Source organism: uncultured Porphyromonas sp. (genome assembly GCF_938039215.1).
GTDB lineage: Bacteria > Bacteroidota > Bacteroidia > Bacteroidales > Porphyromonadaceae > Porphyromonas.
Genome location: NZ_CALHVI010000032.1, coordinates 1 through 22,434, shown reverse-complemented (window position 1 = coordinate 22,434; position 22,434 = coordinate 1). Strand labels below are relative to the sequence as shown.

16 protein-coding genes are annotated in these 22,434 nt (G+C 54.3%); 3 read left to right on the top strand and 13 right to left on the bottom strand.

Annotation, left to right across the window (positions count from 1 at the left end; translation table 11 throughout):
* Nucleotides 1-21: 21 nt before the first annotated feature.
* From Q0336_RS04455 to Q0336_RS04395, 13 genes are all read right to left on the bottom strand, one after another.
* Nucleotides 22-2,058 (bottom strand): transketolase, encoded by a 2,037-nt coding sequence (locus tag Q0336_RS04455; RefSeq protein ID WP_298526108.1) that lies wholly within the window; start codon nucleotides 2,056-2,058, stop codon nucleotides 22-24.
* A gap of 364 nt (nucleotides 2,059-2,422) precedes the next feature.
* Nucleotides 2,423-4,354 carry a DNA mismatch repair endonuclease MutL gene (gene mutL / locus Q0336_RS04450; protein WP_298526107.1) on the bottom strand — a complete coding sequence of 644 codons (1,932 nt, stop codon included), beginning with the start codon at nucleotides 4,352-4,354 and terminating at the stop codon, nucleotides 2,423-2,425.
* Nucleotides 4,351-4,605 carry a hypothetical protein gene (locus Q0336_RS04445; RefSeq protein ID WP_298526105.1) on the bottom strand — a complete coding sequence of 85 codons (255 nt, stop codon included), beginning with the start codon at nucleotides 4,603-4,605 and terminating at the stop codon, nucleotides 4,351-4,353. Before Q0336_RS04445 ends, mutL begins: the two co-directional genes overlap by 4 nt.
* Nucleotides 4,602-6,635, bottom strand: a complete 2,034-nt coding sequence (locus Q0336_RS04440; RefSeq protein WP_298526103.1) for an OstA-like protein — start codon at nucleotides 6,633-6,635, stop codon at nucleotides 4,602-4,604. Before Q0336_RS04440 ends, Q0336_RS04445 begins: the two co-directional genes overlap by 4 nt.
* A complete protein-coding gene (locus tag Q0336_RS04435) occupies nucleotides 6,635-8,032 on the bottom strand; it encodes a peptidylprolyl isomerase (RefSeq protein ID WP_298526102.1) in 1,398 nt (465 codons plus the stop codon). Before Q0336_RS04435 ends, Q0336_RS04440 begins: the two co-directional genes overlap by 1 nt.
* A gap of 44 nt (nucleotides 8,033-8,076) precedes the next feature.
* The gene (recQ, locus tag Q0336_RS04430) at nucleotides 8,077-10,254 is read right to left on the bottom strand and encodes a DNA helicase RecQ (RefSeq protein WP_298526100.1); all 2,178 of its coding nucleotides are present in this window, start codon (nucleotides 10,252-10,254) and stop codon (nucleotides 8,077-8,079) included.
* Between the two features lie 105 nt (nucleotides 10,255-10,359).
* Nucleotides 10,360-11,610 carry an ATP-dependent Clp protease ATP-binding subunit ClpX gene (gene clpX, locus Q0336_RS04425; RefSeq protein ID WP_298526098.1) on the bottom strand — a complete coding sequence of 417 codons (1,251 nt, stop codon included), beginning with the start codon at nucleotides 11,608-11,610 and terminating at the stop codon, nucleotides 10,360-10,362.
* Nucleotides 11,594-12,298 (bottom strand): ATP-dependent Clp endopeptidase proteolytic subunit ClpP, encoded by a 705-nt coding sequence (gene clpP, locus Q0336_RS04420; RefSeq protein WP_298526096.1) that lies wholly within the window; start codon nucleotides 12,296-12,298, stop codon nucleotides 11,594-11,596. Before clpP ends, clpX begins: the two co-directional genes overlap by 17 nt.
* 418 nt (nucleotides 12,299-12,716) lie before the next feature.
* Nucleotides 12,717-13,892 carry a DUF1343 domain-containing protein gene (locus tag Q0336_RS04415; protein WP_298526094.1) on the bottom strand — a complete coding sequence of 392 codons (1,176 nt, stop codon included), beginning with the start codon at nucleotides 13,890-13,892 and terminating at the stop codon, nucleotides 12,717-12,719.
* Complete coding sequence (murI, locus tag Q0336_RS04410) at nucleotides 13,893-14,735, bottom strand: glutamate racemase (RefSeq protein WP_298526092.1); 843 nt, start codon at nucleotides 14,733-14,735, stop codon at nucleotides 13,893-13,895. It lies immediately after the preceding gene.
* 32 nt (nucleotides 14,736-14,767) lie between these two features.
* Nucleotides 14,768-15,355: a chromate transporter gene (locus Q0336_RS04405; RefSeq protein WP_298526090.1), complete on the bottom strand. Its 588-nt coding sequence runs from the start codon at nucleotides 15,353-15,355 to the stop codon at nucleotides 14,768-14,770.
* Nucleotides 15,352-15,921, bottom strand: coding sequence for a chromate transporter (locus tag Q0336_RS04400; RefSeq protein WP_298526088.1), 570 nt, complete (start codon nucleotides 15,919-15,921; stop codon nucleotides 15,352-15,354). The genes Q0336_RS04405 and Q0336_RS04400 overlap by 4 nt, the downstream gene beginning before the upstream one ends.
* A gap of 120 nt (nucleotides 15,922-16,041) precedes the next feature.
* Nucleotides 16,042-18,102, bottom strand: a complete 2,061-nt coding sequence (locus Q0336_RS04395) for a M13 family metallopeptidase (protein WP_298526086.1) — start codon at nucleotides 18,100-18,102, stop codon at nucleotides 16,042-16,044.
* 1,048 nt (nucleotides 18,103-19,150) lie between these two features.
* On the opposite strand from Q0336_RS04395, the gene Q0336_RS04390 reads away from it, so the two are divergent.
* From Q0336_RS04390 to Q0336_RS04380, 3 genes are read left to right on the top strand one after another with little or no spacing between them, the layout of a single operon-like run.
* Nucleotides 19,151-19,594, top strand: coding sequence for a helix-turn-helix transcriptional regulator (locus tag Q0336_RS04390; RefSeq protein WP_298526084.1), 444 nt, complete (start codon nucleotides 19,151-19,153; stop codon nucleotides 19,592-19,594).
* A gap of 55 nt (nucleotides 19,595-19,649) precedes the next feature.
* A complete protein-coding gene (locus tag Q0336_RS04385) occupies nucleotides 19,650-20,426 on the top strand; it encodes a dihydroorotate dehydrogenase electron transfer subunit (protein WP_298526082.1) in 777 nt (258 codons plus the stop codon).
* A gap of 1 nt (nucleotide 20,427) precedes the next feature.
* Nucleotides 20,428-21,354, top strand: coding sequence for a dihydroorotate dehydrogenase (locus Q0336_RS04380; protein ID WP_296954507.1), 927 nt, complete (start codon nucleotides 20,428-20,430; stop codon nucleotides 21,352-21,354).
* Nucleotides 21,355-22,434 lie beyond the last annotated feature (1,080 nt).

The following is a 22,434-nucleotide window of genomic DNA, read 5'->3' as shown; positions in this document are numbered from 1 at the left end:
GTGATGTAGAGGACGGAGGGATTACTTACCGAGGAGCTTCTTGACCTCGTGGTAGACATGCTCTGGAGTGAAGCCTAGCTTCTCATCCAGCACCTTGTAGGGGGCGGAGAAGCCGAAGGAGTTCAGCCCCCAGATCGAGCCATGGTCGCCGACCAGTCCTAGCAGATTGACGGGGAGACCTGCCGTGAGACCAAAGCGGACAATACCCTCGGGAAGGACTTCCTGCTGATACTCCTTGTTCTGACGACGGAAGAGCCCTTCGCTGGGGACAGCTACGATCTGTAGCTGGATACCCTCCTTATGTAGAAGCTCAGCACCTTCGACGAGCGTAGAGACTTCGCTACCGTTGGCGATGAGTACGACCTCGGGCTTCTCATCACGAAGGACGATATAGCCCCCACGTGTAGCTGCCTCGGCAGCTGTGCGTCGGCTCTCTCCAGAGGGAGCGGGTAGGTCATTGATATTCTGACGGGAGAGGATGAGAGCGGTAGGTGTATGGATATTCTCCATAGCCATGCGCCAAGCCACCGTAGTCTCCTCTACATCGGAGGGGCGGAGGACAAGCACGCTGTCTCGGCCGTGATGATTCTGGAGCTTCTCCATCAGGCGAATCTGTGCTTCCTGCTCTACGGGCTCATGGGTAGGTCCATCCTCACCGACACGGAAGGCATCGTGTGACCAGATGAACTTCACGGGGAGCTCCATGAGGGCGGCCATGCGTACTGCTGGCTTCATGTAGTCAGAGAAGACGAAGAACGTACCGCAGGCAGCTACGACCCCACCATGCAGGGCCATACCGATACAGAGGCAAGCCATCGTCAGCTCAGCTACCCCGGGCTGGAGGAAGGCACCTCCGAAGTCCCCACGGCTCAGAGCTCGGGTCTTCTTGAGGAAGCCATCGGTCTTATCGGAGTTGGAGAGGTCAGCGGAGGCTACGATCATGTTCTCGACCTGAGTCGCTAGGGTGCTAAGCACCGTAGCAGAGGCAGCTCGGGTAGCTTGGTTAGGCTTCTGCTCGACCTGACTCCAGTCTACCGAAGGAGCATTATCAGAGAACCATTCGTCAAGCTTCTTAGCTCGATCGGGGTTGTCTTCACGCCAAGTCTGTTCTTCCTTCTTGCGGGCAGCAGCCAGCTCACGGAGGGCATTCAGACGAGCATCATAGAGCGCCTGTACCTCGGGGAAGATCTGGAAGGGCTCGCTGGGATCACCACCGAGGTTCTTCACCGTCCCTTCGAAGCATGCGCCAGCAGCCGAGAGGGGCTGACCATGGGTATTGACACGATTCTCGTAGTTCTCACCATTGGGCCCGACAGCACCACGCCCCATGACCGTCTTCCCGATGATCAGGGTAGGCTTGCCGACGGTAGCCTTAGCTTCCTTGAGCGCTGTGCGGATCTGATCGGGGCAGCAACCATCGATCTCGATGACGTGCCAGCCCCAAGCCTTGTACTTAGCAGCTACATCTTCGCTATCGACCTCTTCGACGGTCGTAGAGAGCTGGACATTATTGGCATCATAGTACATGATGAGGTTGTCCAGCCCCAGATGCCCTGCGATACGACCTGCCCCCTGAGAGATCTCCTCCTGGATACCACCATCGGAGATATAGGCATAGATCGTCTGGCTCATGACCCAGCCTAGGCGATGCTGGAGGAACTTAGCAGCGATGGCCGCTCCGACGGCGAAGGTATGCCCTTGCCCCAGAGGTCCAGAGGTATTCTCTACGCCACGCAGTACATCGACCTCAGGGTGTCCAGGAGTAGGACTTCCCCACTGACGGAACTGCTTGAGTTCGTCCATCGTGTACTTCCCCAGGAGGGAGAGCTGGGCATAGAGCATCGGAGACATGTGCCCCGGGTCCATGAAGAAGCGGTCACGTCCAGACCAAGTGGGTGCATCTGGATCGAAGATGAGGAACTCAGAGAAGAGGACATTGACAAAGTCCGCTCCGCCCATAGCCCCACCAGGGTGGCCACTCTTAGCTCGCTCGACCATGCTGGCTGCAAGGATACGAATGTTGTTCGCAGCCTGGGTCATCAGTTGATTGTTGTTCATGTAGATGATGTGATTTGTTGCTTGCCGTTCAGCTTGGACAACGTCGTCGTATGCCTAAGGCAACTCAAAGATACAACATTTTAGGGGGCTCAGATATCTGCCCCTTTGTAGGCGGACTATTCCGCTCTTGCTCCCCCTAAGCTCGGGAGAATATCCTCCATTCATAGTCCCCACAAGTAAGCCATTCATGGGTCGCTCGGGTGACCCATGAATGGGTCGGTAAGGGACCCCATGAATGGGGTAGAGTAGAGCTCCATCATTCCCTCTACCGAGGGCGGGTGATGCTCGCTCTGGGAGAAGGATCTAGACTCTAAGCTGAAAAGAAAGCCCCCGCAAGGAGATGATCCAAGTGGGGGCTCGTAGGCTAGTTGAAGAAGTTGGCGACCATCGGCTCAGTTAGTAGCGTGATGATCGCTTTGCCAGAAGGCGTGAAGTAGGGATCACTGCTGGCGAAAAGCTGATCCATGAGCTCGGTGAGCCCTTCGTCATTCTTCGGGAAGACTCGCTGGAGCGCCTCCGATTCGGCTGCGACCTCAGCGAGGAACATGTGGACATACTCCGTGCCCTCTCGGTGCGTATCGATGCTGTCCGCTACGATGAGTCGGACGAACCCAGCGGCATCCTTGGCGATGAACGACGGAGCTTCGACGATCGAATAGTGTCCATCCCCAAGATCACCAAAGTCAAAGCCCACTTGACTGAGCTCTTCCATGAGCTGTATCGCCGTGGGAAGCTCCTGTGGGGCGAACTCCAGCACCTCGGGGAAGAGGGGCTGCTCTACTCGGTAGCTATGCGCCGTCATGTCTGCTCGATACTGCTCGTAGGTGATACGCAGTACCGCACGAGCTAGATCGACGAAGGCAAGGGCCTCCCCCAGAGTCGTGACGATGTAGCGACTCTGATAGAGCAGGAGGGAGCTAGGCGATGCTGGTCGAGCCCTGAGGGTGCCCGCTTGAGAGAGACGGATACCCTTGCTGGGCTGCTCTTGTGGTTCCTCTTCGAAGAGGCGCTGATCCTCCTTGTCGAAGGTCATGCTATCGAAGTGCTCCCCGAGATCATCCCAGTTCATCTCGGGCTCCTTCGGCAGATAGCTTCGGCCCGAGGAGGAGAGGCGCACCCCGAGTCTTCCGCCTCCAAAGGAAGGGGTAGATCCTGCTGTGCCTCCCCCCTCGAGAGAAGCACTCCCCAAAAGACTGCGAGAGGCAAGCTGTTCGTCCAGATCAAGCACCGTGTCCTTGCGCCCAGCATAGGCGGGGATCTCTACCTGCGAAGCATCATCGAAGTCAATGATCGGGGCTAGGGCATGCGAACTAAAAGCATCACGCACCAGACTGAGGATCACTTGGAAGATCGTATTCTCATCGATGAAGCGAACATCAGTCTTCTGTGGATGGATATTGACATCGATATTCTCCGCTGGGATGGTGAAGAAGAGGAAGTAGTGGGGCTGTGTACCTGCGGGAATGAAGTTCTCGTAGGCTAGGCTGATCGCCTTGTGGAAATAGGGATGACGGATGAAGCGATCATTGACGAAGAAGTACTGCTGTGCTCCGCTCTTCAGTGCTGAGGAGGGGGTGCCGATGAAGCCTCGTATCGTGCAGAAGGCACTCTCATAGCTCACGGGGATGAGCGCCTTGGAGAGTTTCTGCCCCCCGATGCCGATGATACGCTCCTTGAGCGAACTGGCGGGGAGCGTCTTGTCGTACTTCCCTGCACCACGGAGCGAGAAGGCGATCTGCGGATTGGCTAGGGCAACCTTGGCGAACTCTCGCCAGATCTCCATCAGTTCCGTTGCTTCCTTCCTTGCCTCTAGGTGCTTGCGTCTACCTGGGGTGTTGTAGAAGATATTCTTCGCCTTGAGGGTCGTCCCTACGGCACAAGCCACGGGCGACTGCGACTTGACCCTCGTCCCCTCGATGATGAGCTCTGTCCCCACATCAAGGCTAGCGATGCGTGTATGTAGCTCCACCTGACAGACAGAGGCGATCGCCGCCAGAGCCTCACCACGGAAGCCCATCGTCGTCAGACGCTGTAGATCATCGATGGTCTGGAGCTTGGAGGTCGCATGACGCTCGAAAGCCATGCGGGCATCCGTCGGGGACATCCCCTTGCCGTCATCGGTCACGGACACAGACTGCCTCCCAGCGCCTACGATCTCGACTTGGATCTGCGAAGCACCAGCATCGATCGAATTCTCCACGAGCTCCTTGACCAGATAGGCTGGGGCGGGTACGACCTCTCCAGCTGCTATCTGATTGGCAATGGACTCGGGGAGTAGACGGATAATATCGCTCATCTAATGAAGTAGTACCAGAAGGCAAATCCAAGGATAAGGAGGGCGAGCATAAGACGAATGATACGCTGACTGCGATCAGCCGAGGTAATGCCCCGTCGATGCTGTCGACTGAGGTGGCGAGCCGAGTGCATGAAGGCTCCTCGTACCTGCTCCGTAGCATCATAGTTGGCTGGTGTAGAAGAGGCCCCCGAAGCACCTTCGGAGGAGGCTCCCTGATCTAGATCTTGCTCCAGCTCTCCCGCTTCGATCATTTCCCGCCTAATGCGTTCGACCCGCTTGGCGATTTCTTCCTTTTTGGGATCCCAGTAAATGAGCTTGTGCTCGAACTGTCTTGGTCTTCTCTGCTTGAAAAAGCTCTGTATACCCATGAAGTGTCTATGAGAGGGTTGGATGAATCGTTCTCTCCATCGGTGGGGAGAGGTCTTAGGACGCATCGGTAAGTCTTCCGATACGCTTCGGCATCAAGCCCATTGTAGGTCTCGATCAGCGAGTCCGTACGTTGGGCTTCTTCTCGAGCCTTACGCTCGAAGGGCTCGTAGGCAGCTAGAGCCGCCTTAGCTCCACTGAATCGCTTGAGGTCGGACAGTGGGATGGAGTGCTGCTGGCTCGGAGGTAGCGTATCGCCTACCGTAGTGATGTCCTCCTTGCGCATGGGGCGCTGGTCAGAGGCCCAGAGGAATTTACTCAGGCGATTGACCTCGGGGGTGGATGCCATCGCTAGAGGATAAGCCTTCCCCTCCACGGGCCCTACCCAGATGGATTTGGTGACCTTCCCTGAGTCGAGGTAGACATGCATCGTCGAGCTGGTCATTCGATTGAGGCCATTGTACTCGTTCGTCCCTTCATCCTTCATGTAATAGATAGATTCGACCTTGCCTCGGACGATGATCTCTCGGACGGTGCTGTCTTGTAGGTAAGCACGCAGGGTGTCGCCACTCATCTGATTGTAGAAGTCCACGCTGTCGATATGCTCGATGGTGAGCGCACTCCCGAGGACATCGACATAGTCGAGCTTCTTGCCCCTGAAGTAGAAGTGCGTGGTGTCCCCCGAGAGTTGCCGCTCCTCACTCCAGAGGATGGGCTTGCCATAGAGGGATAGGGTAGAGTCCATCGAGACATAGCTGAGGGAATCAGCTACCGCCTGAGCATCCCGACGGAAGACACGTACATGACGGTAGCCACGGAGGTAGCGCTGCATGGTGTCGGGCTTACTCTTAGCCGTAGAGTCCGTGCTGAGGCTATCTAGGGGTCTACGTCCCTTGATCGGAAGGCTGATGAGCTCTAGGGTGTCTGCTGTGACATAGAGGGTGTCCTTCTGCGAATACTCCTCTGCATGAGCTCGGGAGGTAGCGAAGGCATAGTTACGCTTGTCATCGAAGTAGCCGTAGTCTCCATAGAGGATCGCCTTCTGCACCGTATCAGAGAGCTGCATCCGACCGAATGCTTCGCCGAACTTACTCGGGCCATCGTAGTAGATCGAATCCCCGATGAGGGTCCTAGCTCCTGAATATACCTCCGAGCGATCCAGCAGGATGCCTACATCTCGTCCTACGTCATAGATGCCTCGCTGGGAGACGATCTGACCCGAGTCGGACTTGATGAGCGTAGAGCCCTCGTAGCTGCTGATGCGGGTGTGCGTATTGTAGAAGAGATGCTCCGTGGTCATCGTCGTCTTGTCATTGACGAGCTTGACATTGTAGCGGAACTCTGCGTCGTTGGTAGCGGGGAGGAACTGCCCATAGTCCGAGGTCAGCGTATTCTGTGCATCGGAGATCGAGCCCCCCTCGAAGTAGTAAGCAATATCAGCGATACGATCGTAGTCAAGACTATCGGTATAGAGGTCTGTGGTCTTGTTCGCTAGATGGACATTGTGACGGAGGCGGGCGAGCTTAGATACCCCATCATAGTAGAGATAGCGGGCATACATGTGCACCGTATCCCCCTGCACCATGTGCACATCACCGAAGGCTTCGAAGACCTGTGCGTCCTCATTAAGGTAGGCGCTATCACAAGTCATCGTAGCATTGCCGTGCTTGAGGACTACGCTCCCCTTGAGCCGCTGTACTCCTGGCTGGAGGGAGGCATCGTAGCTGAGCAGATCCGCATGATCAAGGATGATACGCGTACCCGACTTAGTTGTGGGCTTCACCTGCGTCTGAGGGCTGGCTACCGACGTAGCCGTATAGCCACGATAGGAGGCACGTGAAGTGAGGTAGCTCCCACCCATCACGAGGAGGGCGAGAGCTACTGATAGGCTGAGTCGTCTGTTATGAGAGGGCATTACTTATCCTCGTGGATCCAATCAGGGTACTGGAAGGTGCAGTCACGATAGCGCTCATTGATCTCGATGTGCGTCTGCTTCTGACGCGCACGGATCCAGTCATCGATGACCTGCTTACGCTTCTTCTCTAGGGCCATCTCCTTGATGCGACGGAAGTCATTGTTCATGTTCGCCATGTGCTCGGGATGGATCTCCTTGATACGGATGATCGCCACCTGCTCCAGCCCCTTGTCGGTATGCATGACGAAGGGCTTAGAGATCTCACCTTGCTTGAGCTCATAGGCTACCTTAGCGATATCTTGAGGGAGATCTTCGTAGCGGAAGTTAGGTGACCCTGCGAATTCACTCTCGCTGGTGGTGTTGGTCATCAGCCCCCCATTGTTGAACGTGTTCTTGTCATCCGAATAGAGTTGAGCAGCGACCTCGAAGGTGATCTTCTCCTCCTGAATAGCCTTAGCGACCGAGTCAATACGCTCGGTGGCTTCGGTGATCGCCTTCTCCTCGACGGTAGGACGAAGGAGGATGTGGCGGAAGTTCACTAGATCCCCTCGCTTCTCGATGAGCTGAGCGATGTGGTAGCCCTCATCGGTCTTGATGATGGGGGAGACACGTGTCTTGTCCATGAGGTTGAAGACAGCGGTGGCGAAGGCGGGATCAAGGTAAGCCTTCCCGACGAAGCCATATTCACCTCCACGTGAAGCCGTACGCTTGTCCTCCGAATAGAGGCGGGCGATGGTAGAGAACTCTCGCTTGCCGGAGTTCACATCCTCGGCATAGCCACGAAGGGTACTCTTGACTCGGTCGAGCTCTGCCAGCGGTACTTGAGGCTGCAGGGCGATGATCTGCACCTCTACGGTCTTAGGGATGAAAGGAAGACTGTCCTTAGGGAGCTGCTTGTAGAAGGCACTGATCTCCGATGGGGTGACGTGTACTCCCTGTGAGATCTTCGACTTCATCATCTCGACGATGGCTTCATTACGAGCCTGCAGGGTACGCTCTTCACGGATCTGAGAGAGCTTCTTATTGAAGTACTCTTCGAGCTTCTCCTTAGAGCCCAGCTCCGAGATGACATTCTGCACCCACATGTCTACCATGCGAGCTACCTGAGTCTCATTAGCCTGGACGCTGTCGATCTTAGCTTGGTTGAGGAAGAGCTTCTGTATCGCCATCTGCTCGGGGATGACGCAGTCGGGATCCCCACTGATCGTCAATCCCTGGCTACGCGCGAAGAGCTTCTGGTACTCTATATCCGATAGGAGGATAGGTTCGTCACCGACCATCCATACGACCTCGTCGACGGTGGTCTTCTTCTGGGGCTCACCTCGCTTGGTCTGAGCCAAGGTCAAGGACCCGAGGGCAAAGAGACTGAGGAGGACTATTGTTGTCTTTCGTTTCATCTAGGGAAGGGGATCTAGGGGAGAGGGATGTACATAGGTAGAGCTTAGTTGGCTAGCTCGGAGAGGAACTTGATGCGCACGAGGCGTACCTCCTCCTCGGAGTAGTCATTGCCGAGCTCCGAGAGAGCTTCGTTGATATCGTCGGTCGTGGACTCCTTGAAGTACTCGTAGATATCCTCGATACGATCTTCATCGATTACTTCTTCGATGAAGTAGTTGATGTTGATACGCGTACCCGAGTAGACGATCGCTTCGACCTCTCCGATGAGCACATCGAAGTCCAGCCCGAGGGCTATAGCTATATCATCGAGAGCTACCTTGCGGTCGATCTGCTGGATGATGTTGATCTTCAGCTTCGACTTATCTGGGCGGGTACGCACACGGATATCTGCAGGGCGGTCGATATCATTCTCCTCGACATGGCGACGGATGACATCGAGGAACTTCTGCCCATAGCGTGCAGCCTTACCAGCACCTACCCCAGGGATATTCTGTAGCTCATCCATGGTGATGGGGTAGAGCGTAGCCATAGCCTCGAGGGACGTATCCTGGAAGATAACGTAGGGAGGGACATTATTCTGCTGTCCCATCTTCTTACGCAGATCCTTCATGATGGCGAAGAGGACGGGGTCGGTAGACTCACCCGAGCCGCCACCGCCAGATGGCGCAGGCTGATCCTCACCATCCTCCTCGGAGTCGGTGATCTTGAAGCTCGTAGGCTTCTTCATGAACTTCTTACCTGCGGGGGTAAGCTTGAGTAGTCCATAGTTCTCGACATCCTTGGTCAGGTAGCCAGCGATTAGAGCCTGACGGACGATGGTCGTCCATGTAGACTCCTCGTGGTCCTGTCCCGATCCGAAGCAGTCTAGCTCTTCGTGATGGAAGGATTCGATATCAGAGTTGGTCTCTCCTCTAAGGATGGAGATGACATAGTCTGTGTTGAATTTCTCCTTGAGGGCACTTACTACCTCGAGGAGGTTTACTAGCAATTCTTTAGCTTCCACTTTATTCTTAGGTACTAAACAATTATCACAGTTACCGCAGTTATCCGCCTCGTAGCGCTCCCCGAAGTAGTTGAGGAGGAACGATCGGCGACAGATCTTTGTCTCAGCATAGTCTGCTGTCTCACGTAGCAGTGCTCGGGCTATCTCTTGGTCTGCTACGGACTTGCCTTTGGTGAAGCGCTCGAGCTTCTCTAGGTCGTCATGATCGTAGTAGGCGATACAGACCCCTTCGCCACCATCTCGTCCTGCACGCCCTGTCTCTTGGTAGTAGCCCTCGAGACTCTTTGGCATGTCGTAGTGGATGACATAGCGCACATCGGGCTTGTCTATACCCATACCGAAGGCGATGGTAGCGACGATGACATCGACACGCTCTTCGATGAAGGCATCTTGGTTCTCAGCACGCTCCTTGGTGTCGAGTCCTGCATGGTAGGGCAGAGCCTTGATCCCATTAGCTTGGAGCACCTCGGTGAAGTTCATCACCTGCGTACGGCGCATGCAGTAGACGATCCCGCTCTTCTTGGGATTGCTGAGGATGAATCGGACGATCTCACGCTCCATCTCAGGGGTCTTGGGCTGTATCCTGTAGAGGAGGTTCGGTCTATTGAACGAGCTCTGGAAGACAACAGCCGTCTCCATCCCTAGGTTCTTCATGATGTCATGCTGGACCTTGGGTGTAGCCGTAGCGGTGAGTGCCATGATGGGGCGAGGAGCGATCTCCATCACCACGGAGCGTATGCGCCGATATTCGGGACGGAAGTCGTGCCCCCATTCGGAGATACAGTGTGCTTCGTCTACAGCGTAGAAGGAGATAGGCACTTCGCTCAGGAGCTTGATATTCTCCTTCTTGTGGAGCGACTCAGGTGCTACGTAGAGTAGCTTCGTCCTACCCTGTCGGACATCCTCCTTGACCTCCTCGAGCTTAGCCCGTGAGAGGGACGAGTTGAGGAAGTGAGCAATGGTATCTTCTTCGCAGAAGCCACGCACGGCATCGACCTGATTCTTCATCAAGGCGATCAGCGGAGAGATGATCACGGCCGTACCCTCCATCAGGAGGGCTGGGAGCTGATAGCAAAGACTCTTCCCTCCGCCTGTAGGCATGAGGACAAAGGTATCATGACCTGCAAGGATGCTCTCGATGATCTCCCGCTGGTTCCCCTTGAATTGGTCGAAGCCAAAGTGCTTCTTGAGGGCTTGTGTAAGGTCGATACTACCCATGGCGTACGCTTTGTTAGTGCTCTCCACTCGCTGTGTCTGTCACTCTAGGCAGTGACTGCGGTATTGTCTATGACACGGATGATAGGTTTTCTCTGAGGAGAGATGTTAGTTAGGGATTAAGCCGCCCCCTTTCTGGAGCTGCTGCTCTACGTAGGAGGCATCCACGACGAACTCTGTGATCCCTTGGGAGGGGAGCTCGTACATGGGCTCTACCATCACCTGCTCCATGATCGCCCTAAGCCCACGTGCTCCGAGCTTCTGCTCCATAGTCTTGGAGACAACGGCATCGAGGGCTTCGTCGGTGAAGGTCAGGCGGATACCATCGAGCTCGAAGATCTTGGTGTACTGACGCACCAGAGCATTCTTAGGCTCGGTGAGGATCATCCTCAAGGTATCTCGGTGGAGTGGGTGTAGGAAGGTGATGATCGGTAGACGGCCTATGATCTCGGGAATGAGCCCAAAGCTCTTGAGGTCACGAGCGTCGACATATCTGAGGAGCTCTTCCTCCTCATACTTACCCATCTGGGATCGGGGGCTATTGTAGCCCACGACACGGGTATTGAGGCGATGAGCGATCTTGCGCTCGATGCCATCGAAGGCACCAGCACAGATGAAGAGGATCTGCTTGGTATCGACCTGGATCATCTTCTGGTCGGGATGCTTACGTCCTCCCTGTGGGGGGACATTGACGATCGACCCTTCGAGGAGCTTGAGGAGGCCCTGCTGGACACCTTCACCACTCACGTCGCGTGTGATGGAGGGGTTGTCTCCCTTACGTGCGATCTTGTCGATCTCATCGATGAAGACGATCCCTCGCTCAGCTGCTGCTACATCGTAGTCTGCTACTTGCAGGAGACGTGTCAGCAAGCTCTCGATATCCTCACCTACGTACCCAGCCTGCGTCAGCACGGTAGCATCGACGATGGTGAAGGGCACCTTCAGTAGACGAGCGATCGTCTTAGCTAGCAAAGTCTTCCCCGTACCCGTAGGGCCGAGGAGGAGGATATTACTCTTCTCGATCTCGACTCCATCGACCTCGGAGGAGGGCTGCATGAGTCGCTTGTAGTGGTTGTAGACAGCTACAGAGAGATAACGCTTAGCTTCGTCCTGCCCGACGACATAGTCATCGAGGAATTCCTTGATCTCTCTGGGCTTGGGTAGCTCCTGAAGAGTATCGAGAGGAGCTGTCTCTGGAGCTGGGTTAGGAGCTGAGATCACGCCTCCAAGGAGCTGATAGCCCTGGACGACGCAGTCGGGACAGATCTGCGAATCCATCCCATGAAGTAGGGCACCTACCTCCTCTTCTGTTCTGCCACAGAAGCTGCAGCGCTCTGGTCCTTTAGTCTTCTTGGCCATCTACTCCGGTGTGCTTCTGTGTACGCTGTGTACGGGTGAGGATCTCGTCTACCATGCCATAAGCCTTAGCCTCTGGTGCGGTCATCCAATAGTCTCGGTCACTGTCTCGCTGGATGGCCTCGTAGGGCTGTCCAGAGTGCTTGGAGAGGATCGTATAGAGCTCTTCCTTGACCTTGAGGATCTCACGAGCGGCGATCTCGAGATCGCTAGCTTGACCCTGCATGCCCCCTAGGGGCTGATGGATCATCACACGGGAGTGGGGCAAGGCGAAACGCTTCCCCTTCGTCCCTGCGACGAGTAGGACGGAAGCCATAGAGGCAGCCATCCCCGTACATATAGTAGAGACATCACTCTCGATGAACTGCATCGTATCGTAGATCCCGTAGCCCGCATAGACCGAGCCCCCAGGAGAGTTGATATAGATCGAGATATCCTTACCAGGCTCACTGCTATCTAAGAAGAGGAGCTGAGCCTGTATGACATTGGCCGTATAGTCATTGATCTGTGTCCCGAGGAAGATGATGCGGTCCATCATCAACCGAGAGAATACATCCATCTGGGCCACGTTCATAGGGCGCTCCTCGATGATCGTCGGCGAGATATAGCTACTCTGCACCTGCATGTAGTCATCCAGTGCCAAGGAGTTCATCCCTAAGTGACCTACGGCAAATTTCTTGAATTCGTTCATTTCTGTTCTTAAAGTGTACGAGTCTTCTATACACATTACGACTCTATATAACAAAGGTATAAATAATTCTCAAATACCCTAGTGGCTCGGGAAGTGCCCAAGAGCCCCGTCCCAAAGGCGGGATTTCCCTCGCTCTACCTAGGAGAAAACCCTGCACACTAGGTCTAAGGAGAAGGAGAGCTCAGGCAAGAGGGATCGCACCCCATAGATGACTCTCCCGACCGACCCATTCATGGGTCACCGAGGTCACCCATGAATGGGTCGGAGGAGGGCCCCATGAATGGGTCGGAGGAGGGCCCCATGAATGGGGTACATTCGAGAGCCTTCATCTCTGACGGGGGAGAGGGCTTATCCCATGAAAAAGCGAGCCCCCATCGGTACGACTAACCAATGGGGGCTCGCTGTGCTCGGAGGGTGCTTAGCGTGCATCCTCGTAGAGCAGGTACTTAGCACGCAGTCGGCGATAAGCCTCTAGGTCGGCTTCCCACGAAGCTCGTATCTCGGACTCAGAGAGCCCCTCAGCTAGCTGGTTTCGGAGTGCCTTCGTGCCTGCTAGCAGATCGAAGAGCTGTCGCTGATTGATGAGCTGAAGTCCCAGCTCCTCTGCCTTGCGGTAGAGCTCGATGAGTGGGGCCAGCGAGATCTGCCCCTTTGGGAGACCCTTCTCCCGATAGTCTATGCCATAGCAGGGCTTGCCCTTATGACGAGGGTTGGAGTCCTCTCCGACCTTGACCTGAGGAGTGAAGACGAGCTGACCAAAGCCAGCGTTGGGATGCCCCAAGGCCTGAAAAGGCTTGTCGGTGCCTCGGCCTACGCTCATGATCGTAGCCTCAAAGAGGCAGAGAGAAGGGTAGAGCGCTATCGCTTGGCTGTTGGGGAGATTGGGACTGGGGCGCACTGGCAGTTCGTAGGGGTCGCCATGCGACCAGCCGACGAGTGGGATGACCTTCAGCCTACAGGAGCGACCTCCACGAAGCCAGCGCTCCCCATCGATCATCAGTGCTAGCTCCCCGACCGTGAGGCCGTGGGCGATGGGTAAAGGGTCTACCCCGACGAAGGAGCGACAATCGGGCTGAAGGATAGGTCCGTCGACGAAGTCATTGGGATTGGGGCGGTCACAGACGACGAAAGTCTTCCCCTCTTCGGCACAAGCCTCCATAAGGTAGTGCATCGAGGAGACATAGGTGTAGAAGCGTGTCCCTACATCCTGCAGGTCGAAGAGCAGAAGATCAATATCCTCCAGCATCTCCGGTGTAGGCCGTTGGCGCTGGCCATAGAGGCTGACCACAGGGAGCTGTGTCTTCTCGTCGATCTCGCTCTTCACCGCCTTACCCGCATCGACCTTCCCCCTCAGCCCATGCTCTGGGACGAAGAGACGGACGACCTTCACCCCTCGAGCGAGGAGGGTATCGACGAGATGCGTCCCCGTCGCTCCGACGAGCGAACTCTGATTGACCATCAGTGCCACCCGCTTCCCCTCAAGGAGCGGAAGTAGTAGCTCCATCCGTTCGGCTCCGACTTGAAGCTTCGAGCTCTGAGCATAGCCCCCAAGGCTAAGCGCCGAGAGGAGCACAAGTAGAAGGAAGCGCTTCATCTAAGAGCCGAGCTTGATACGTACGGCATCGACCTCCGTACCGGTGAAGATGGAGGCGAGCTCTTCAAACTTATCTGGACACTCGGTCGTCCTGTAGGAGATCTTCCCTCCTTGGCTTAGGCGGCACTCCATCTCGGGATGACGCTGGAGGTAGTCGGCTAGCGATGAGGCTACCAGTTCCCCCTGCGAGATGAGCTGGACAGACTCAGGGAGAGCCTCTCGGATCTTGGGACGAAGGAGCGGGTAGTGCGTGCATCCTAGGATCAGTGTATCGATCTCTGGATCTGCCTCGATGAGCTCCTCCGTATAGCGTCGGACGAAGTAATCAGCACCAGGCTTGTCACTCTCGCCATACTCGACAAGCGGCACCCACATAGGGCAAGCCTGCTCCTTCACGACGACCTCGGGGAAGAGCTTACCGATCTCCGTGGCGTAGGAGTGTGAGGAGACCGTCCCAGGGGTAGCTACCACACCGACGTGCTTGGTCTTCGTGTACTCGGAGATCGCCTCTACCGTGGGGCGAATGACCCCAAGGACACGGCGGGTAGGATCGTCGGATATGGGGAGATAGTGCTGCTGGATCTCACGGAGCGCCTTAGCCGAAGCGGTGTTACATGCTAGGATGACAAGGGGGCACCCTTCAGCGAAGAGATACTTCACCGCCTGCAGGGTGAAGTCATTGATGACATCAAACGAACGAGTCCCATAGGGAGAGCGGGCATTGTCACCCAGATAGATATAGTCGTACTGAGGGAGCTGACGGCGGATCTCCGAGAGGATCGTCAGCCCGCCATAACCCGAGTCAAAGACTCCTATAGGACCGAGGGTGGAGGTAAGCGACATAGATAAGAGAAGGATAGGATAGCGTAAGAGACTTAGCTAGGGAAGACACTATAGAAGACCATCCCGAAGATACCAGCCAGAGCAAGGATCTTCAGCGGGCTGACCTTGAAGCGGTAGACGGAGATGAAGGCTAGTGCAAAGAGGACGAGGCTGACGACGAACTGCAGGAGTGCCGTACGAGGTGCCCCGAAGTTCTCGGCATTCATCAGTACCAGCGCTGCTGCAGCTACGAGCCCAACGATCGTGGGACGTAGCCCCGCAAAAATGCTCTTGATAACGGGGCTCTCCTTATGCTTGAGCAGGAAGCGACTCACCACGATCATGAGGATGAAGGGGAGCCAAAGGATGGAGAGGGTAGCCAGCAGAGAGCCCAGCATAGCCAGCCCCGTAGAGTAGCCAGCATTGACGACGGAGGTATAGCCCACGTAGGTCGCCATATTGATCCCCAGAGGGCCAGGAGTCATCTGACTCACCGCCACGATGTCGGTGAACTCAGCCGAACTTAGCCAGCCATGCTTATTGACCACGTCATCTTGGATCAGCGAGAGCATGGCATAGCCCCCACCGAAGCCGACGATACCGATCTTGGAGAAGACAAGGAAGAGCTGTAGGAAGATCATGATCGGGAGGCTTTCTGTTTGCCCTTGAGGAGTCCATAGCCCCAACCTGCTAGTGCGGCGATGAGGATAATGTAGACGGGGGAGACCCCAAGGAAATAGATGAGGGAGGCAGAGACTAGGGGGATCCAGAGGGTATAGCGGGTCAGAGAGGCCGACCGAGCCATGGAGAAGATAGGAGCAGCTATCAGAGCCACCACGACGGGGCGAATGGCACGGAAAGCATACTCTACGAGCTGGATCTCTTTGAACTGCTGGAAGAGGGTGGCTAGCGTCAAGATGATGATGAAGGAGGGGAGGACATTGCCGAGGGCTGCGAGGAGTGCCATACGCACTCCGCCGAGCTTATGCCCGATATGGCTCGCCATATCTACGGCGAAGATCCCTGGGGTAGCTTGGGAGACCGCTAGGATGTCCATGAACTCCTGCTGGTCAAGCCACTTCATGCGCTGGACGATCTCATGCTCCATCATCGGGATCATGGCATAGCCCCCGCCGATGGTCGTCACCCCTATCTTGAAGAAGATACCGAAGAGCTGTCTCTGCTCCTTACGAGTCATTCTATTCATTCCGTATGCCTTAGAGTGTGCAAAGATAGTGTCTTCTCAGTGGAGTCACCTAAAAAGAACGCTACCGACCAGAGCCATATACTCCAGTCGGTAGCGTGAAAAGAGGGAGAGGGGTGTGCCCTACCAGACCACTACACGGTCCTTGGGAGCTAGGTACATCTTATCCGTAGGACGGATATTGAACGCCTTGTAGAAGGGATCGATATTCTTCAGTGCCTGATTGACTCGTAGGAGTCCAAGGCTGTGGGGATCGAGCTTCGTAAGGCGACGGATCTCAGCCTCGGTGATATTCTGTCCCCAGAGACGAGCATAGGCGATGTAGAAGCGCTGTGCTGGAGTAAGCCCATCGATCTTAGCAGTCTGCTGTCCTTCTCTAGCAAGCTGGAGAGCGAGGTAGGCAATAGTGAGACCACCCTGGTCTGCGATATTCTCCCCGAGGGTCAGTTCACCATTGGCCTTGAGCCCTGGTGCTACGGTGACAGAAGAGAACTGCTTAGCCAGACGCTGGGTCGTCACCTCGAACTTCTGACGGTCCTCAGCCGTCCACCAGTTGTTCATGTTACCATCCTTGTCGAAGTTGGAGCCTTCATCGTCGAAGCCGTGGGTCATCTCATGGCCGATGACGACACCGATAGCACCATAGTTCACAGCGTCATCAGCTTCCATGTTGAAGAAGGGAGGCTGTAGGATCCCTGCAGGGAAGCAGATCTCGTTGGTGGTAGGCATGTAGTAGGCATTGACCTCCTGTGGGCTCATGAGCCACTTCGTGCGATCTACGGGCTTGCCTAGGTCCTTGAGGTTGTCTGCCTGCATGAAGCGTACTGTAGCCTCGAGGTTCTGGTAGTAGGTCTTCGACTCATCGATATCGAGGGAGCTGTAGTCCATCCACTTGTCAGGGTAGCCGATCTTGACGACGAAGCTGCTGAGCTTCTCTTGAGCACGCTTCTTCGTCTCCTCACTCATCCAGGTGAGGGCATTGACACGCTGCCCCAGCGCCTTCTGAAGGTTGTGCACGAGGGTGAGCATACGCTCCTTAGCTTCGGGAGAGAAGTGACGCTTGACATAGACTTCACCGAGGGCTTCGCCGAGGACGCTCTGTACGACACCGACGCTACGTCTCCAGCGTGGGTGCATCTCCTTACGACCACTCAGCTGCTTCCCGAAGAAGTCAAACTGAGCCTGCTCAAAGTCATCACTCAGCGACGTGGCAGCACCACTCACCGTACGGGAGATGAAGAAGTCCTTGAGGTCGGCTAGGGCAGCACCCTGATACCACTTATCGAAAGCCTTGAAGAAGCCCAGCTGTGTGAAGTTGGCCGTCGTGATATCGAGCCCACGCAGAGAGAAGTATCCCTGCCAGTCGAAGCCCTTGTTCTCACGAGCGAAGTCGGCGATATTGACGATGTTGTAGTTCTTCTGTGAGTCACGGAGCTCGGTGTTGGAGTAGGAGAACTGCGCCAACTCTTTCTCCAGACCGATGGTAGTCTTAGCGATACGGCTCGCCTCTGCCTCTGCGAAGCCAGCAAGCTTGAGGATGCGGATCAGATAAGCTTCATATCCCGCTAGGATCTTCTCTGTCTCGGCGTTCTTCTCTACATAGTAGTCACGAGTGCCTAGACCAAGGCTTGTCTGATTGAGGAGGAAGATATTCATCGTGCTGTTCTTCTCATCGGCAGCGACACCGCTCCCGAAGAGACCTCCTTGGCCATACTCTTGATCCTGATGAGCTAGATACTTCAGTACGTCGCCCTTGTCCTTCAGGGCTTGGATCGCCTGAAGCTCGGGCTGGATAGGCTGTGCACCTAACGCATTGCGTGTGGCGATATCCATCGCTTGCTTGTAGAGGACGGCTACACGGTAGTCGTTCGAGCCCTTAGTTTGGGGCTTTGCAGCGAGCTCCTCTACGATATTATGGATCTGTGCCGTGGTCGTATCCTGTAGGATATCGAAGGTGCCGAAGCGGCTATACGCTGGCTTCAGAGGATTCTTGCGCATCCAGCCTCCATTAGTGTAGAGGTAGAAGTTGTCCTGCGGACGTATCTTCCGATCCATGTCTGAGAAGTTGATCCCTGAGGATGACTTCTGTGCATTCGCCTTCTGTGCCCATGCACTTACCGGCGAGATCCCCTGAGCTAAGAGCGCTCCGAGACCTAGTGTGATTAGTTGCTTCTTGATCTGCATGACGATCTAGATATTAAAATGATTAGTTGTCTTTCTTGTGGCTAAAGATCGCAGGCATCGCCTAGCATCTCGTATGCAGAGTGGCTAGGGAGGATGCCGAGAACAAAGGTAAGTCTTTTCTCTACTCAAGGCGATATGCTTTCCGCTCACTTCTCACCCCTGGATTTCGCCCCGTCCTAACAGACCTTCCTCCTCGTACCTCTACAGCATAATTAATCCCGTACCTCTATACCATATAAATAAGGAGTCGCATCCGGACTCAAAACACCCCAAGGTAGGTCGCCAAAGAACCCCATAGAGGGTCGTCCCAAAGATCTACCGTAAGGCCGTCTCTACGATTTACCCTAGATCGTATCGATAACCTAGCGAGAATTGTCTCGATGACTTATTGTGAATGGCAAGGACAACCTACAGTAGGATTTGTTGTGCCCCCTCTAAAGCAAGGCTAGGTATAGGGCTATGGAGGCGGATGAATGTCCTCGCTCTTCCTCCTCCATGATCCACCATTTTGTGCCCCTGAATTTATCCTCAGATAGACACCCCACACAGTCTGTCATCGTGGCAGTCCTTCAAGGTGGTGAATTTTCGGGGGTGTACATGCTTTGCGATGCTGAATTTAGATCTATTCAAATTTAGATCAATAGATTTAGATACAACAGTAGGGTAGTGCTATGGGATAGGGGAGTACCGATTTAATTCAACAAACCTAATCTTATCACTAGGTGTAAGTATAAGTATACTTAACGCTCATAACCAACAACTTAAACATCGCAACCTAAAGGAGTGCTTCAGATTTAACCCTCAGTCGTAGCCGAATCGGCTGATTGGTGGCGCAATTGAATAACTGAATAGCATGTATATCAATAATATATGATCATTATGTGAAGCTATGCTTATATGTACTATCGAGGGATTTATGGTTCAAATCCCCCAAATTCACCCGTTATAAAGGAGGCAATTCCAAATTCAAAACCAATCAACATTCATAATTACGAATTCAAATTGCTATCTTTGTTTGCGTAAGCAAATCAGCATAAACCCAGCCATTATGTCAGAGTTCATCGATCTTGCAGCGATCACTAGACGACTTCGGGAGGTGATCAATAACAGCGGTCTAACCTCTAAAGACTTCGCCACCCGAGCAGGCATTGCGCCAGCGACGCTATCCCTCAACCTCAATGAGCGACAGCTAATAAATGTCGTGACGATAAATAAGATCATCGAGCATTACCCTGAGCTCGTGGATCCCTACTGGTTCCTCTTTGGGACGGAAGGTGGCGAGTACCCTAGACCAGTAGCACCTTCTCTACTGGATGCCTCCGAAGGGGATGAGACGGACAAGCTACACACGATCCTTATCTCCCAGGCCGAAGAAATAGCTCGCCTCAAGGCCGAGCTAGAAGGGCGACGGAGCAAGGAGATCGATCACATCACAGTCTTCTATACCGACAATAGCTTCTCCTCCTTTCATTCGGACGAAAGCCAGTCCTAAGGCGGTATATTCTGCGTATCTTTGTGGCATCAAGTCCAATGTGCATCATCACGCAATGAAAAAGTATTCGCTTCGGTTTACACTCCTTTCCACTGAGGATCTAGGAGCGGGCAATCATCTGCTCAAGCTCTCCCTCCCTATAGAGGCTGGTATCTTCCCAGAGATGGCTCCAGGTCAGTTCGTACAAGTCGCAGTCCCAGGAGGCATCGTCCTACTTCGCCGTCCTATATCGATCTGCAATGTCTTCCCCGATCGCCGAGAGCTGTGGCTCCTTATCGGTCGTGTTGGCAAGGGGACATCGATCCTCACAGGCCTTCCCGATGGCACTTCGCTTGACCTCCTGATACCGCTGGGCAACACCTTCTCTACGGAGGGCATCTCTCGTCCCCTCCTTGTCGGAGGAGGTGTAGGGATAGCCCCCATGCTCTTCCTCGCTCGGCAGTTCAGCGTAGCAGGTATTCGTCCTACGATCCTCCTCGGTGGGCGTACGGCCAGCCACATCGTACTAAGGGAAGAGTTCGAAGCCCTTGGAGAAGTCCACCTCACGACAGATAATGGTGAGCTGGGGATCGAAGGTCGTGTGACCGATCACCCCATCTTGCAGCAAGGCTCTTTTGACCGTATCTATACCTGCGGGCCCAAGGTGATGATGATCGCCGTAGCCAAGGTGGCTGAGAGCCGTGGGATCGACTGTGAAGTCTCCCTTGAGAATACCATGGCATGCGGTATCGGAGCATGCCTCTGCTGTGTCGAAGACCTCGTAGGCAAGGGCAACACCTGCGTATGCACCGAGGGTCCCGTCTTTAACTCTACGCTTATCAAGAAGGACTAACATGCTCAAGACACAAGTACATATCGGTCGAGGTCTGACCATCAAGAACCCCGTGATGACTGCCTCTGGAACCTTCGGCTATGGGACGGAGTACAGCGACTTCATCGACCTCAATCGCCTAGGGGGCATCCTCGTCAAGGGGACGACCCTACATCCTCGCCAAGGGAACCCTTATCCCCGTATGGCTGAGACTCCTTCAGGGATGCTCAATGCAGTAGGGCTACAGAATAAGGGGGTAGATTACTTCTGTGAGCACATCTACCCAACCATCCAAGACTATGACACGGCGATGATCGTGAATGTCAGCGGTTCGCAAGTAGAGGACTACATCGCTACCGCTGAGAAGATCAACGCCCTAGAGCATATCCCCGCTATTGAGCTTAATATATCGTGTCCCAATGTCAAGGAAGGGGGGATGGCTTTCGGTGTCACCTGTGCTGGAGCAGCCTCTGTCGTGCGTGCCGTACGAGCCGTTTACGACAAGACCCTCATCGTCAAGCTATCGCCCAACGTCACCGACATCACTGAGATAGCCCGAGCTGTGGAAGCTGAAGGAGCGGACTCCATCTCCATGATCAATACCTTGCTCGGCATGGCTATTGACGCAGAGAAGCGCCGTCCTGTGCTCTCGACGATCACTGGGGGACTCTCAGGTCCTGCGGTAAAGCCCATTGCACTGCGTATGGTATGGCAGACGGCTCAAGCCGTCAAGGTGCCTATCATCGGCATGGGAGGGATCGCCACAGCCACGGATGCTATTGAGTTCCTGCTGGCAGGTGCTTCAGCGGTAGAAGTCGGCACTTATAATTTCGTAGACCCTGCAGCTACGGTTCAGATCGTCGAGGGAATTGAGAACTACATGCTCCGTCATGGTATCTCCGATGTGAACGAACTCATCGGTGCTCTTCAGATCGACAAGAAGAAATAGCCGTCCTTATATAATAAGGTATACGTACACTATATAATAAGGTATATATACTCCTTACGCTACAAGCACGACGATCCCAAGAGTCACAGCTGACTCTGCAGATCTAATCATGAAGCCTCCCGATCAAGGTACTGACTCTTGATCGGGAGGCTTTCATTTTATCTATTCCCATATATTAAGTCGGGTTTCACAGGTAAATACCCCTAGTTGATGTGTTATGTTTAGTTTGTTCTGGGAAGGAATATGTGGAGGTGGAAGTTCCGATGATCGCTCCTCTATCTATCGAAGCGCATCGGAGGCTCCACATCTAGGTTGATTAACGAGGCTCATCGGAGGCTTAGCTTTTGCTTGATCTGTTATGCTCCCCTTTTTTCCTGAAGCTTCATCAAAAGTTGAAGAGCATCAAGCTTCGTAAGCTCATCCATGATTTCCTCTTCATAGGAAGACACTGCAGTCCTGAGCCTCCGAACACTATGTACATCTTCCGCCGTGATACATCCAACACTAATGATCTTAGTCCATCTTTCGGATCTCATCTGAGCGATCGGATTGCTTCCTCCTAGAAGAAGCCTCAGCGAACACCCCATACCCTCTGAGCCATCCGGCTTCACAAGAAAAGCCGTAGCTCTATACCTATGCCACAGTGAAGAGTCCTATCTCTTGACGATATATATAAGAGAGCCCGCCCCCCGACCAACTTAGATGCACCCGAAGCTGTAAAAGCTAGAGTCGCACGCTTCTGAGTTTATTCCTCCAGCTCTCACCCTCAACATAGCACAGATCATAGACGAACGAATATCGCTACTCACGGAGCCCATCCTAAGAGCAAAAGTTTTATGTATGCAGTGCATCAGGGGGCTTTGTCCATGAGTGATTTGCACGGGCTTATACCTCACAGATCGGCTTGGAAGCATCTGAGGGTGAGAGAACCAATCATACGCATTGGACTCCCCTCTCTTCTTCCTATCCATGGGAGTACATCGGGCTTGGGGGGTCTCAATTGCTAAGAACTGCACTGCCCTATTTATATAGTAGGTCCAGTGACCCATCGTGGAGCATCCAAGTACCCATTCATAGCAC